This window comes from Kitasatospora sp. NPDC090091 (assembly GCF_044747365.1).
GTDB lineage: Bacteria > Actinomycetota > Actinomycetes > Streptomycetales > Streptomycetaceae > Kitasatospora.
In genome coordinates this window covers 39510-53826 of sequence record NZ_JBIVDY010000027.1, presented here as the reverse complement: position 1 = coordinate 53826, position 14317 = coordinate 39510, and the positions used below count along the sequence as shown (strand labels likewise).

10 protein-coding genes and 1 tRNA gene are annotated in these 14317 nt (G+C 71.1%); 4 read left to right on the top strand and 7 right to left on the bottom strand.

What is annotated here, in order from left to right:
* Window positions 1-121 precede the first annotated feature (121 nt).
* Entirely contained in the window at window positions 122-1015 is an 894-nt protein-coding gene (locus ACIPSC_RS33685) for a hypothetical protein (protein WP_400831907.1), read from the top strand.
* The gene (locus tag ACIPSC_RS33680) at window positions 1000-4542 is read left to right on the top strand and encodes a DEAD/DEAH box helicase (RefSeq protein ID WP_400831904.1); all 3543 of its coding nucleotides are present in this window, start codon (window positions 1000-1002) and stop codon (window positions 4540-4542) included. Before ACIPSC_RS33685 ends, ACIPSC_RS33680 begins: the two co-directional genes overlap by 16 nt.
* Window positions 4543-5191: 649 nt before the next feature.
* Here the strand turns inward: ACIPSC_RS33680 and ACIPSC_RS33675 are convergent.
* The 7 genes from ACIPSC_RS33675 to ACIPSC_RS33645 form a co-directional block, all read right to left on the bottom strand.
* Window positions 5192-5265, bottom strand: a tRNA-Pro gene (locus ACIPSC_RS33675).
* Window positions 5266-5408: 143 nt separating this feature from the next.
* Window positions 5409-6797, bottom strand: coding sequence for an MFS transporter (locus ACIPSC_RS33670; RefSeq protein WP_400831901.1), 1389 nt, complete (start codon window positions 6795-6797; stop codon window positions 5409-5411).
* Between the two features lie 171 nt (window positions 6798-6968).
* Window positions 6969-7760 carry a DUF1684 domain-containing protein gene (locus ACIPSC_RS33665; protein WP_400831899.1) on the bottom strand — a complete coding sequence of 264 codons (792 nt, stop codon included), beginning with the start codon at window positions 7758-7760 and terminating at the stop codon, window positions 6969-6971.
* A gap of 262 nt (window positions 7761-8022) precedes the next feature.
* Window positions 8023-8883, bottom strand: coding sequence for an acyl-CoA thioesterase (locus ACIPSC_RS33660; protein WP_400831897.1), 861 nt, complete (start codon window positions 8881-8883; stop codon window positions 8023-8025).
* A gap of 259 nt (window positions 8884-9142) precedes the next feature.
* Complete coding sequence (locus ACIPSC_RS33655; protein ID WP_400831995.1) at window positions 9143-9835, bottom strand: alpha-ketoglutarate-dependent dioxygenase AlkB; 693 nt, start codon at window positions 9833-9835, stop codon at window positions 9143-9145.
* A 204-nt stretch (window positions 9836-10039) separates the two neighbouring features.
* Window positions 10040-10480: a transglycosylase family protein gene (locus ACIPSC_RS33650; RefSeq protein WP_400831895.1), complete on the bottom strand. Its 441-nt coding sequence runs from the start codon at window positions 10478-10480 to the stop codon at window positions 10040-10042.
* Window positions 10481-10678: 198 nt separating this feature from the next.
* Entirely contained in the window at window positions 10679-11470 is a 792-nt protein-coding gene (locus tag ACIPSC_RS33645; RefSeq protein ID WP_400831893.1) for a transglycosylase family protein, read from the bottom strand.
* A 656-nt stretch (window positions 11471-12126) separates the two neighbouring features.
* On the opposite strand from ACIPSC_RS33645, the gene ACIPSC_RS33640 reads away from it, so the two are divergent.
* A complete protein-coding gene (locus ACIPSC_RS33640; protein WP_400831889.1) occupies window positions 12127-12981 on the top strand; it encodes a hypothetical protein in 855 nt (284 codons plus the stop codon).
* A gap of 396 nt (window positions 12982-13377) precedes the next feature.
* A complete protein-coding gene (locus tag ACIPSC_RS33635) occupies window positions 13378-14208 on the top strand; it encodes a hypothetical protein (RefSeq protein ID WP_400831887.1) in 831 nt (276 codons plus the stop codon).
* Window positions 14209-14317 lie beyond the last annotated feature (109 nt).

Genomic DNA, 14317 nt, shown 5'->3' with positions numbered 1-14317 from the left:
AGCCTCGCGCCGTCGGTGCAAGGACTGTCCACTCCCTGAGTGAGCCGCCACCGATGTCTGGCCGCCATGGAACAGATGTGCTCCCTAGGATGTACTCCCCCAGGGGCGTGAGGAGTCTGGAGTGGCCTCAATACCGGCCTACGACGCGCAGCGACGAGCTGATGCTGTCGGTGGGCGGCTAACTGCACTGTTCGACCGCTCGTGTAAGGGACGCGGGCAGGTATGTCCGTGGGAGCTGGTCGTCTTCGACGACCTGAGCGCGGAGGCACGGGCGGCGGCGGCGTGGATCGTGGCCGATTCGGTCATGAGGGATCGCACAGGCAATCAGCCGGCGGCCTACAGCCTGTGGCGGCATGCCGTGCTCTCGGAAACGAAGCTGACTGGCGACGACCGCGCGGAGGTGCTCGCCTTCGCCATACCGGTGTTCAAGGCGGCGGGAGAGGAGGCGACCAACGCTCTCATCGGATACGTCGGCGAGTGGCTGTGGTACCTGACGACGCGCGAGCTCCCGCCGGGGGCCGACCGTACAATCGAGATCATCAACTCGCCGAGCGGCACGGTGACGGACAGTGGTGGTGACGGTATCGTCGTTCACCGTTTGACAGGTGCGGAGGGTGGATTCTCCTTCAGATTATGGGAGATGAAGAAGTTCACGGCAGACCCCGCAAAGTCAAGCGATGTGGGAACGACGATCCGGAACGCGTGGCGTCAGCTCGGCACGAGCGGGGCCGAATACCTGGCAATGATGTCGTTCGCCGACAAACACCTTTCCAAGGACTCACACGCGTTTGTCAGCACCCTCGTGCGGCAGTGGGTGCAGGCAGCCCCTTCCAGCAACGCGGGGGTGAGCGTGGCACTCGACGAGACCGCGGTCCCGCAGCAGGCATTCCACCTGTCTCACACGCACTTCACCTCACACAAGCACGACGGCGCGATGGCAGGGCTGATTATCGGCATCGACGAACTCGGCGAGTTCGCCAAGGATGTGAGGAGCTATGTGTGGAACGCACTCTAGACCTTCAGGTCTTGACCCTTGCCCTTGGTGATCACAGCGGTGCGATCCTCCCAGCCCCTGCGGGGCTTCTTGCCTTGCTGACGGAGCTGGAGATCAACGCCGTGCGGGCCGACGCTGGTGTTCCGGAGGATGTCCTGAACACGGCGTGGCTTCTCCATGGCCTTGCCGCAGTCAGCCCCGGCGCCGCGGACTATGACCCCGCCCAGGTCCGTCACGCGTTCGCGGTCAGTGCGCACGTCCTCGACCTCGCCCTCGCCGGTGAGCACGACGATACCGAGCGTCTGAAGATCGCATTCGCCGCCCAGGCCGGCTACCGGCGATGCGAGCAGGACCCCAACGCCGCCGCGGTCTACCGCGCAGTCGAACGGCTCGTAAGAATCGACGCAGAACTCCCCGACCACATCGAAACCCTCGCTCTCGAAGCGGGCGTGGCCTTCCTCGGCATGGACCGCCCCAAACTCACCACGGCGCTTCGGGCTTGGCGCCGCCAGCTCGCCCAACTCCGCGCACTTCTCGGCCGCCGCTTCGATCGGCCGGACACTCTAGCCGGCACCATGTATGGTCCGGCCGAGGCCGTCGTCAACGCAGTTCACCACCTCCACCAGCACCTCGCATTCGGCGACCACAACGACCTCGACACCGCGGTGCAACTACTCGGGGACGTCGTGGCGCAGCAAACCGGTACCAGTGACCTGCTGGCACGCTGGGTGGCCTCGCACCTACTCGAGCTCAGCGACGACCTCTCTGACAGCAGCCTCTACCAGCTACTGCCACCAGGCACGCCGCCGGCTGTCGCCCGAACCTTCGCACTCTCCAACCCCCCGGTGCTCACGCTGTGGCCCCCGCAGCGCAAACTGCTCGAACTCGACCGAGGGAACCCTGTCGACCCCGCGACGACGCGCAGCCTCATCAGCGTACCCACAAGCGCAGGCAAGACGCTCATGGCACAGCTGGTGATCTGCACGCATCTGGCGCAAGCCCACGGCCGGGTGCTGTACGTGTCGCCGATGCGCAGCCTCGGCCGCGAGATGCGGCAAGCCCTGCGTGGTCGGCTGCGGCTGCTGGGACGGCGGCTGGCCTCCGATCTGCCGGACTTCCCCATCGGTGACAGGACGTTGGGGAATCTCAACGACGACGTGGAGATCCTCACCCCCGAACGGCTGATGCACATGCTGCGCCACGATCCCGTGGAAGCCCTCGACGGCGTTGGGCTGATCGTGGTGGACGAGGCCCATCACATGGCGCAAGCCCAACGAGGCTTTGTGCTGGAGGGACTGCTGGCGTTCTGCCAGGTTCACCCGGGTGCGCCGCGGCTAGTGCTGCTGTCCGCAGCCGTGGGGAACCGGGCGGCGCTGGCGTCTTGGTTGGACCCGACCCGCCCGCCGGAGGAGGTGTTCTTCAGCGACACCTGGCGTGGACCGCGGCGCCTGCACGGGTTGCTGTCCCCGCACTACATGCGAGATCGCGTGGAGCGGACTGAGCGCAAGCCCACCAAGAGAGCCCGCGGGCGCATCAAAGCTGTAGTGCCCATGGCCCTGCGGATGGCCCTACGCCCCACCACGGCGTCGAAACCGACGGTGCTGCTCACCCGGGAGCTCGGGCGGCGATCATTCGCCGAGACATACGAAGGGGACTGGGGCAAGAACACGTTGCTCGCAGGCGGCACCGCGAACTACCAGCTGTTCGCGGCAGGCGCCGCCTACCTGGCGACCAAGGGCAGCGTGCTAATGGTCGTCTCAACAAGAAAGGACGCCCGCAACACCGCACGCGCAATAGCCGATCACCTGGAAGCGCGGGCCGAGGCCGAACCCTTGGCCGTCTACCTATCCGAAACCCTAGGGGAGGAACACCCCCTGGTGTCGTGCGCACGCAAGGGCGTCGCCTACCACCACGGCGCGCTGCCCGACGATGTCCTAGAGGCGATCGAGGACGCGTTGCGCACCGGGCAGCTCCTGGCGATCGCCAGCACCAGCACCTTGACCGACGGCGTCAACCTGCCTGTACGCACAGTCATCGTCCATCATTCGATCGACGGAGACTTCCGTACCTACGAACGGCAACGGCAGATGACCGACGCGGAGCTGCTGAACGCGGTCGGCCGGGCTGGGCGCGCCGGGCGCGAGAGCGAGGGATGGATACTTCTCACTCGGCAGGTCACACCCACTACTGCCGACTTCGACCGACTCACCCCGAGCGACGACCAGCTACACGTCACCTCGGCCCTGTTGGACGCCGAGATCCTGGAGCAGCTCGCCGAGGCCGAGAACAGGGTCCGAGACGACGCCGACGAGGTGCTTAACCTCGCGGGCACGCTGGTCGCGGACTTCGCCGCCTACGTATGGTTCACGGTGGATGCCCTCAGCTCGATGCCTGCCTTGGACAGCACCCCCCTCAAGGCCGTCGAGAACCTCCCCGCGCTACAGCTCGTAGAGGACCCCCAGGCGCGCTCGAGGTGGCTGTCGCTGGCCGAGAAGGTCGCCGCCGTTCACGCAGCGACCAGCCCCGTGGCCCGCAGGCGCTGGGCCACCACCGGAACCAGCCTATTCACCGCCCGCAACCTCGACGAGCTCGCCCGCTGGCTCACCATTGAGATCCTCGCCCTGACAGCACACCGTGACGAGCCACAGTGGGAAGACGACTTCGAAGGATGGCCGCTGGCCCCGGACGAGTGGCCGCTTCGCCGCACGCTCGACTTCCTAGCCGAGCACAGCGTCCTCGACACGCTGCTCGGTCTGCCCGAGGTCGCGGGAAACTGGAGGTTCACCGACCGGGAGCACCGAGGCAGCCCCCTGGAAGTGCCGGTGAGCCAAGCGATCACCGACTGGATCTCCGGCCTGCCCATCCCCCGCCTCGCACAGCGCTGGCTGCCGACTGTGGAGCGGGTGTGGGCACTGGAACAGACTGTCGACAACATCAGTCGCACCTTCGAGCACGCTTTGTCCTGGACCCTCGGTGCGCTGATCCACCTGGTCAACACGCAGCTCGGCGACCTCGGTTCCCGCACCCGTCTCCACCTTGAGACCGGCTGGTACCTGCGGCACGGCGTTGACACAGCCCAGGCTCTGAAGCTGCTTACCTCTGGGATAACCTCGCGCCGTCTCGCCCATGCCATGGGATCCGTGGCAGCCAACCAGCGGATCCCGTCCGCGGACATGAAGGAGTGGGTGTCGGCCTGGCAGATTGACGGCTGGATCTCCCTGTTTCAACCGACGCCGCGGGAGATCGATGAACTTCTGGAATACGTACGTCAGCCACGGGATCTGATTGGCGAACTGATAGGCGGCCGAACCGTCAGCGTCGAGGTTGTCCTCGACCCATGGAGGGAACCGGCCGTAGGTGAAGCCACCCTGGAGCGGCCGACCCCCGACTCCCCGACACTCAGCGTCTTCGTCGGACCGATCCGCGCCGGATACATCCAGGTCCAGCACCAGGTCGACGTTCTCGCCGTACTCGACAGCGGGCTGTCGCTCGATCTCTTCCTGGTGAACGGACAGCTGACTATCGCGAGATCTCCATGGTCAGGCTGAGCGGGCCGTCACGGCTTATGCCACTGGAGGGTGTAGCGCTGGCCGACTTGTGACGCTGACAACTCCAGGTACACCAATCAAAGTTGCCCACCGTAGCCTGGCGACGGTGGGCGGGCTTCGCACGCGGTTCTGCTGACAGCAGGTGGTTGCGGCACCGTGAAGTCGAACGTCGCCGCCCTCGCTACGGTCCCGATCTGTGGGTCCGTAGCGAGGGGCAGCTCCCCGACCAGCAGCGCTTCGAGCTCTGCCATCGCATATCCAGATCCGACAAGAGAGACCAAACCGGCATCAGCGAGGAACGCAGGTCGGTCTCCCTGATCGGCGCTGCTCCATCCCTGCAGCGGGGCGCTGCGCTTGCCGCACGCTCATCGACGGCCGCAACCTCAAGGCTCTGCTCGTCGAGCACCTGTGCATCCGACGCCGTGATCGAACTGCCCAAGTCCCTCCCGGGCCGGCGACCCGTGTGCGAACAGGCGTGCCGCCGCTGCAGCAGCTTGCGGCGGTCCTTCGGCTGACGGCTGCGGTCCCCGGCTGGTCCCTAGCAAGATCGCAAAACAGCAGCGCCACGGCCGCCGAGCACCTGCCAGTCCATCAACAAAAAGGCCGCTGGCCTGGGATCTCTCCCGGCCAGCGGCCTTCCGACATAATGTCGGGACGACAGGATTTGAACCTGCGACCCCTTGACCCCCAGTCAAGTGCGCTACCAAGCTGCGCCACGTCCCGTGGTCTCGGTGCCTTTGGCGGAGCCTGGGGGGCTCTACTGTGGGGCTTCTCGACCTTGTTGCCGGTGTCCCGGCGACGTGGAAAACAATACAGCACGTCGGGGGGTGCTCGCTGCCAGGTATCGGGGTGGCGGGGTGGTGGGGTCAGGGGGTGGGGTTGCGGGCGTCGTAGCGGAGGAAGGCGGGGCGGCGGGCGGCGAGGAGGAGGATGGCGGCGACGCAGGCCAGGCCGCCGGTGACGACGGAAGTGGCGGGGCTGGTGAGGGAGGCGACGGCGCCGGACTCGAAGTCGCCGAGGCGGGGGCCGCCGGCGACGACCACGATGAAGATGCCCTGCAGGCGGCCTCGCATCTCGTCCGGGGCTGCGACCTGCATCATCGTGTTGCGGAAGATCATGCTCACGGTGTCGGCGCAGCCGGCGACGGCGAGCAGGAAGAGGCCGAACCAGAGGTTGTGGATCAGACCGAAGGCGGCAATGGCGAGGCCCCAGGCGGCGACGGCGGCCAGGACGGCGGCGCCCTGGCGGTTGACCTTGCCGACCCAGCCGGAGAAGAGGGCGCCGACCAGGGCGCCGACGGCGGGGGCGGAGACCAGCAGGCCGACGGTGCGGGCGTCGCCGGCGTAGAAGGTGACCGCGATGGCCGGGAAGAGGGCGCGCGGCATGCCGAAGATCATGGCGGCGAGGTCGGCGAGGAAGCTGGTGCGCAGGTTGGGCTGCTCGCGGAGGAAGCGCAGGCCGTCCAGGACGGATGCGCGGCCCTTGCGCTCGCCGAGAGGGAGCATGGTGGGCAGGCGCCACATCGCGTAGAGGGTGGCGGCGAAGGCGACGGTGTCGACGAGATACGCGGCCTGGGCGCCGTAGGCGCCGATCAGGACGCCGCCGAGCATGGGGCCGACGGTCAGGCCGAGGTTCATGCTGACGGTGTTCAGGGCGTTCGCCGCGGGGAGCTGGTGGGCCGGGACGAGGCGCGGGATCATCGCCGAACGGGCGGGCGAGCTGAGTGCGAAGAAGCCGGCCTGGACGGCCACGGCGGCGTAGAGGACGGCGACCAGGCCGAGACCGGCGATGGCCTGGGCGGCCAGGACGGCGGAGACGGCGGCGAGGCCGGCGGAACCGATCAGGCCGAGGCGGCGGCGGTCCGCGGTGTCGGCGATCGCGCCGCCGTAGAGGCCGAAGGCGATCAGGGGGAAGAGGGAGAAGAGTCCGACCAGGCCGGTGGCGAAGCTGGAGCCGGTGAGGTCGTAGACCTGGACCGAGACGGCGACGGCGGTCATCTGCTGGCCGATGGAGGAGACCGCCTGGCCGAACCAGACCCGGCGGTAGTCGGCGTTGTCGCGCAGCGGGCTGAGGTCGGCGAAGGCCCCGCGCGCGAGTCTGCGGTGCCAGGGGAGCGGGCCGTCCGGGAGCGCGGATGGGGAGGCGGCGGCAGTCGCCGCCAGGGCGTCGGACGGTTCGGAGGCGGAGGACGGTGCTGCGCCGGGTTCCGGTGCCCCGGGGGCGGCCGTCGAATTGGCAGGATGATTGGTCGACACAGTGCCCCATACTCACTCCGCCCGCCGACCGTGCTGCCACCGGGGCGCCGGTTGCAGGTCTGCGGCTGACATGACCAGCGTCCATAAGCGGTCGCCCTGGGGGTGCTTATCGCGGGCGGGGCGGACGCCCACGCCCGCGAGGGCACCCACACTCCGCCCGCACACCCGGCGCTAACGCGTGAGGACCTGCTTCTCCCCCGCCTCGACCGCGAAGTCCAGCCGGTTGCCCGGCGGCGGGAAGGGGCAGATGAAGTGGTCGGCGAAGGCGCACGGCGGCAGGTACGCGCGGTTGAAGTCGAGCACCGTGTGGCCGTCCGCGTCGGGCGCGGGCAGGGTGATGAAACGGAAGCGATAGGTGTCCGTCCCGCTGCTCGCGTCGGCGATGACGCCGCTGAGGCCGTTGCCCGCGCGGCTGACCGTGAGGGTGCTGTGCTCACCGGCGACGGTGAAGGAGACCTGGCCGGTGACGGCCAGCGGGCGTTCCTTGCCGTCCGCGTTCGCCACCACGACGGCCTGGTCGTCGCCGCTCTCGAACGGGGTGAAGACCGCCGGGACGGCCCACTCCGGCGAGTACGAGTACGCGGAGATCCCGGCGAAGGCCGCCCGGCTCGGTGCGTCCGGGTCGAAGACCCGGAGGGCCAGCTCGCCCTCGCGCTCGATCGGGACGAGGAGCAGCTCGCCCCGCGAGGCGGTGTCGGCGGCCGGGTCGGTGTCCGGGCGGAGCAGGACCTCGCCGTCGACCGGGGCCGTGGCGCCGGCGGCGGAGATGCCGTCGCCGGCCACCGCCCGGAGCCGGACGCCCTCCGCGTCGGCCCACCAGCGGCCGGGCAGGCCGGGGATCTCGGTGGGCTCGGGCTCCAGCCAGTGCGTGCCGGTGAGCGCCAGCGGTCCGTGCGGTGAGCTCACGGCGGCTGCCCGGCCGTCGCTCCAGTGCTTCCATTCCTCCGCGGCTGTCGCCGTCATCGGCATGCCCTCCCACTTCGGTCCGAGGCCCGCAGGCCTTGCTGACAGGACTTCCCCACAAGCCTTCCCGGCCGGCCCGCCGGCAGGCCTTCCTGCTCCGTCAAGGGTCGCCGCGTCGACCGTGTCCGTACAGACCCGACATCGGCGCGTGACGACATTGGCACGGCGCGACACGGGTATGCCATCGCGTCGACACATCTCGACCCGTCGCGAGGCATGTCGCGAGACACGTCACCAGGTCAACACCGGCCACGGGGGTGGTTCATCCCTTCAGGGGTCGGAACAGGCCCTCCTGCACCACCGACACCACCAGCCGGCCGCTCCGGTCGTAGATCTGCCCGCGGGCCAGGCCGCGCGCGCCGTGCGCGATCGGGGACTCCTGCTGGTAGAGCAGCCACTCGTCGGTCCGGAACGGGCGGTGGAACCACATCGCGTGGTCGAGCGAGGCCATGTCGAAGTGGCGGGTGCCCCAGAGCGGCTCGACGGGGGCGCGGACGGCGTCCAGCAGTGTCATGTCGCTCGCGTAGGTCAGGGCGCAGACGTGGATCAGCGGGTCGTCGGGCAGCGAGCCGTTGGTGCGCAGCCAGACACCGCTGCGGGCCTCGACGCCGGCCAGCTCCTCCTTGCTCCAGCGCAGCCGGTCGACGTACCGGATGTCGAAGGGCTGTCTGCGGCTGATGAACGGCGGCAGCTCGCCGAGCCGGGAGCCGACCTCCTCCAGCGCGCTCGGCAGGTCTTCGGGAGCGGCGACGTCCGGCATGGGGTACTGGTGCTCGATGCCGCCCTCCTCCGGGAGATGGAAGTCGGCGGTGAGCGCGAAGATCGAGCGGCCGCCCTGGATGGCGAGCACCCGGCGGGTGGTGAAGGAGCGGCCGTCCCGGATCCGGTCGACCTGGTAGACGATCGGCACACCGGGCACACCGGGGCGCAGGAAGTAGGCGTGCAGTGAGTGCACGGGGCGGTCACTGTCCACCGTGCGCCCCGCCGCGACCAGCGCCTGGCCGGCGACCTGGCCGCCGAAGGTCCGCTGGAGCGCCTCCTCGGGGCTGCGGCCCCGGAAGATGTTCAGCTCGATCTGCTCAAGGTCCAGCAGTTCGACGAGTTCGTCGACGGGGGTACCCATGCGTGCGCTTCCTCTCCGGGCGGCCGGCCCGGACGGAGGTCTTCCGCCCGACTGTCGGCGCCCGTTCTCTCGAATTCTCCCGCCCCTTCGAATTCTCCAGCGAGTCCGCGCATTCCCCACACCCGGGGTGGTCGTCGGCGAATCACTCGAACGAGGTGCCGACCTCCGGAACGCACCTCGGAACGCACCTCGGAACGCACCTCGGTACGCACCTCGGAGCGAACTCCCGGAAGGCGCCAACCGGCGGGCCGGCCCGCCCTCAACCCCCGACGTCACCGGCACCACCGGCACCCCCGACGTCACCGACGCCCCCAATGCCCCCGGCACCGGCTCCGCGGCCGACCACGAGGCCGCTCTGCCGGACGGTGATGTTGAGCCGCCCGGTCAGCCCCAGCGCCGGGTCCGCCGTACCGGGCAGCGTGCGCACCACACCGTGGTAGGCGAACCGGGACGGACCGCCGAAGACCAGCAGGTCGCCGCTGTGCAGCTCCAGGTCGGTCCACGGGCGGGTCCTGGTCTCGGTGTTCCCGAGGCGGAAGACACAGGTGTCGCCGAGCGAGAGCGAGACGACGGGCGCGTCCGTCCGTTCGTCGCGGTCCTGGTGCAGGCCCATCTTCGCGCCGTGCGGGTAGTGGTTGACGATGGCGATGTCGGGCTCGTAGCCGGTCGCGCCCGCGATCGCCCCGACCGCGTCGCCGTACGCCGCCGCGACGGCCCGGCCGGCGAGCTCGCCGAGCTCGGGCGGGAAGGCCTTGACCGGCGTGCCGTCGGCGGCGGTCCGGCGGTAGCCGTAGGGGTACCAGTGCCAGCCGAGGCTCACCATCTGCACGGACATCATGCCGCCGGTGGGCATCCGGACGGAGTGCATCCCGGCGGGCGGCCGGGCCCACTGCCGGCAGGCGGCGACGAGCCGCAGCTGGGCGTCGGCGTCGAGCCAGCCGGGGAGCAGCACCGCACCGGGCGCCGGCTCGGACCTCTCCCGGGCCGCTCCGGCCCCGGTGCCCGCACGCCCGCCCGTCCCCGGCTCGTCGCCGAACAGCTCGCCCTGGATCACACCACCATCCTCGCGCAGCGGTCCGACAACCCGGACGACGCGGACCGGGCCGCCTGGCCGGCCCCACCGGGAACCCTCGACCACGGGCCGGAGACGGCGCGCTCACTCGTCCCCGATCATCCCGATCTCCCGGGCGCAGACCGGCCAGGCCTCCCACCCCTGCATCCGGAGGATCTCCTCGGCGACGGCGGTCTGCTGCCGGCGGCTCGCGTGGTCGGGCCGGTCCGCGAACCGCAGGCCGCCGGCCTCCTCCCAGGTGGGCGGCCAGATCTGCAGGCCGCCGAAGTAGCCGTTGCCGGTGTCGGTGCGCCAGTCTCCGTCGCTCTCGCACTCGGCCAGGTCGTCCCAGATCAGGTCCGCGACGGTCGCCGCGGCCCGCGCCCGCCCGTCCGGCAGCACCACCGCGGTCGCCGCCACCGCAACGGCCGCGAAAGCCGCGACGAGCGCGGCTGCAACAGCGACCTCGGCACCGCCACCACCCCGCACCGGTCCGCCCCCGGTCGGGACGAATGATTCACGGCTGATCCTACGAATCGAAGGCATAGCAGCCGACCCTAGGCGCGCGCCGCCCCGGCACACTCCGACACACCGGACACGCCGACGGCCGCTCCCCCGCACAGCGGAGAAGCGGCCGTTCCGGATCCCTCAGGACCCGCTGGCTCTACGGGACCGACCGGCCCCACGCAACCAACGAGCCTCACGGGACCCGCAGGACCCATGGATCACACAGGGCGAACAGGATCAGACGGTCAGGGTCTGGCCCGGGAAGATCAGGTCGGGGTTGCCACCGATGACCTTGGTGTTCTTGTTGTACAGGTCGTGCCAGTCCAGGCCCTTGGCAGCGGCGATCTTGCTCAGGGTGTCGCCGGACTTGACGGTGTAGTCGCCACCGTTGACCTGCTTGGCGTCGTTCGAGGTCTCGGACTTCCACGACTTGGCGGAGTCGTTGGACTTCGGCGCAACGGCGGCCTTCGGCGCGACGGCGGCCTTGGGGGCCTCGGCGGCCTTCGGGGCGGCCGGCTTCGGGGCCTCGGTCGCCTTCGGCGCGGCGGGCTTCGGGGCGGCGGCGGCGGCCGGGGCGGCCGGCTTCGCGGCGGTGGTCGCACCGGCGGAGGTGTCGACCGCGGCCGGGGCGCCGCCCTTGGTCAGGCCGGCCTTGACGGAGCAGACGGGCCAGGCGCCCGGGCCCTGCGAGGCGAGGACCTTCTCGGCGATGGAGATCTGCTGCGCCTTGGTGGCCAGGTTGGCCTGCGGGGCGAAGGCGGTGCCACCGAAGGCGGCCCAGGTGCTGGAGGTGAACTGCAGACCGCCGTAGAAACCGTTGCCGGTGTTGATGGCCCAGTTGCCGCCGCTCTCGCACTGGGCGACAGCGTCCCAGGTGGCGACGGAGGCGGCGGAGGCCGAGGTGGCCGTGACGAGGCCGGCCACCGGCAGGGCCGCGACAGCGGCGCCCGCCACGACAGCCATCCGAACGCGGTTGCGCTTGGTGACGGTGGAGGTGGTGGCAGCGGCAGACTCGTTACGGAAAGACATGAGGTTCCTCTCGACAGCCCCGGGCGGGCATGCGGAACCAAGCCCTCGGAGGGGATCGATTCGCTCGCCGCGTCCGTCGGGCGGCCGGGCACGTGTCGGACGTGCCGCGCCGCCCCGGCCACCCGCCACGCACCGGCGACCTGTTCGAGCGGTCGCATCGGCGGGCACGGCCTGCGCCGGGGTGAGCCGGCGGGCTGTGCGTCGGGGGTGAACCCGGGTGGTGCTCGTTGCACCGCCAATGAAGCTACGAGTCGGCCGCCGGGGATCCAAACATCCGACGGTCTGCCCAGCTCAGCCAAGGGTTACCGGCGGTAATGACCTTTCAATGGCGCCCCATTTGTCCGTTTTGGCCGTCATTTCCTAGATCAAACATCGAGGAGCCGTGACCCACCTCACGGTTTCATTCCGGCAGTCCCGTCGCCGACATCGACACATTGCGACCACGGGAACACGCGGGGCGATCGGATCCGGGGCAATAACCGTCAGCCTCGGCGACCACCCGTGACCCCTGCCACAGGGGTCCGTTGGTAGAGGCGGCCACAAACGGTCCCCTGCCCGCCCACGCGACCCGCCCACGTCACCCACCGACGACACCCGCCGCCTCACCCTTCCCACATCCCGACATCCCGACATCCCGAGGAGTTCCAGTGCCGCGCATGCTCGACGTCAGCGACGAAGTCCGGTCCGAGATCGGCGACGACGAGGCCGACCGCCTGCTCGGTGGCGCCCACGCGCCCGACAGCTACGAGTGCACCTCATGCCGCACGCCCGGCGACTCGCTCCAGGAGCCCACCAGCACCGTGCTGTTCGTCGGCGAGGAGACCGCGGTGCTCGCGTTCGCGCACGCCCGCTGCATTCCCTCCCAGGTGGTGCCGGTCGCCGAGGAGCAGCTGGTCGGCGCCGTCCGCAGCATCAGCCAGGCCCAGGTCGGGGCCCCGGCGGCCGCGGGTGGCCCGGCGGTGCCGCCGCCGGCCCCCGCCGCGTCCGCCGCCCTCGCGGGCCCGCCCACCGGCGCGCCGGCGCAGCCCAGCGCCCCGGGGCAGGCCGCCATCCTCGGCATCACGTGCGGGCTCGTCCTGCACGGGGAGACCGGCCACGCCTCGCTGGTCGTCGAGCCCACCGGGCCGGTCGGGCGGCCGGGCAACACCTCGGGCACCGACGAGTTCCTGGACCTCCTGCAGGACGCGGGCTTCCAGCTCGTCACCGATCTCGACAAGACGCCGGACCAGCTGCCCGGCTGGTCGGTGCTGGTGGCGATGGGCAAGCTGCACGCGATCCTGCAGCCCGCCGCGGCCGGCGGCAGCACGGGGTGGTGGCAGGCGCACCAGCCGCTCCAGGTCACCGAGGCCTGGCGGATCGCGGCCAGCCAGATGGCGGAGGTGACCATGTACGCCGTGCCGGCCGGCATGGTCGGCCGCCAGCCGCGCGAGGACCTGCTCCGCCAGGCGCTGGAGCGCGCCGTCGCCCTCGGACAGGTGGTCGCCGCGTCGCTGCCGCTCGCCGGCACCTGAGCCGTCCGGGACGGGCGGCCCGCGCCCGTGGAGCGCCCGGCCGCGCCCGGCGGGCCGCGCTGCGACGGGCTCCGGCAGGGCCCGCCCCCTCAGCCCGCCCCCTCAGCCCACTCCCCACCGACCCCCACCGAACGCCGCCGTGCGGACTCCCCGCCCACGGTCGGACGGTGGCCGGCCGGTGCCGATCGTCGGCCCGATCGGCGCCGGCCGCCTTCCGTCTCGGCGGCTGCCGCTCCCGGGCTGCACCACCCCGCGGACGGCCACCTCCCGGACGACCGCCTCCGGGTTGCGGAGCCCGCATCCCCCGGCGCCCTCGCTCGTTGGCCCTGTGTGTACAGCTACGAGGTCTCCGCATCCCACCGCCGGTCCGCCACCGTCCCACGTTCGATCCCGGGCATGCGCCCGTCGTACGACGCGGAGAACCCCCACTCGACGACGCCGATCTACGACGAGCTGTACTCCGAGTACCGGCGGCTCTTCCGGGCGCTGCCGGGCGACCGCTCGGGCGAGGAGAACCTGAAGTTCACGGGCTTCGCCGTCCGGGACGGCTACCCGCTCTTCGGGGAGCCGCGGTCCTACCCGCAGCAGCAGTCCTTCCAGACGTACGGGGGCCAGGCGCTCGGCCTCCCCCAGTTCATGCCCAGCCAGCAGACCGGCCCCGGCGTGGCCGGCCACACGACGCACGGCGGCCACGCCGCCCACAGCGGCCACGCCGCGCACACCAACAGCCACACCTCCCACCCCGGCACCTCCCACACCGGCACCTCCCACCCCGGCGCCACACACACCAGCAGCGCCACGCACACCGGCGCGGCCCCGTACGCCGCGCCGACCGCGCCGTCCGCTCCCGGAGCCCACCCGCCCGGAGCCCACCCGGCCGACCCCACCAGCGACGGCACCGGCCACGCCGCGCCGGCCGACCGCCACCTCGCCCACGCCCAGAGCCACCCCACCCCCGCACCGCACACCCAGGCCACCGGCCACGGCGGTCCGACTCCCCCCGGCGGCCAACCCGCCCAGCCCACGGGCCAGTTCGCCAACGGGCAGGGCTGGGTGGCGGCGGGCTACCTCGGCCCGGTCCCGCACCCGATGCCCGCCCCGGCCCACGCCCCCTCCCCTGCGCCGGCCGTGGGCACGGGTGCAAGTGCCACCGCCGGCCCGGCGACCGGCGGCCGCCACCGCAACCTGCTCTCGCTCCCCCCGGGCCGCAGCGGCGACCAGCACTGACCCGACCGGCCCCGCCCCGGCCCCGGCCGGGCCACGGCCGCCCCCGGGCTCCCGCAGCACCCCTCCCCCACCCCCACGGGACAGCCCCCGCACGCAGGAGGGCCCCGCC

What these genes read in the sequence shown, in the direction of transcription:
- ACIPSC_RS33645 (WP_400831893.1), bottom strand. Translation starts at nt 11,470, where the DNA reads ATGTCTTTCCGTAACGAGTCTGCCGCTGCCACCACCTCCACCGTCACC.
- ACIPSC_RS33640 (WP_400831889.1), top strand. Translation starts at nt 12,127, where the DNA reads ATGCTCGACGTCAGCGACGAAGTCCGGTCCGAGATCGGCGACGACGAG.
- ACIPSC_RS33665 (WP_400831899.1), bottom strand. Translation starts at nt 7,760, where the DNA reads ATGACGGCGACAGCCGCGGAGGAATGGAAGCACTGGAGCGACGGCCGG.
- ACIPSC_RS33660 (WP_400831897.1), bottom strand. Translation starts at nt 8,883, where the DNA reads ATGGGTACCCCCGTCGACGAACTCGTCGAACTGCTGGACCTTGAGCAG.
- ACIPSC_RS33650 (WP_400831895.1), bottom strand. Translation starts at nt 10,480, where the DNA reads ATGCCTTCGATTCGTAGGATCAGCCGTGAATCATTCGTCCCGACCGGG.
- ACIPSC_RS33635 (WP_400831887.1), top strand. Translation starts at nt 13,378, where the DNA reads ATGCGCCCGTCGTACGACGCGGAGAACCCCCACTCGACGACGCCGATC.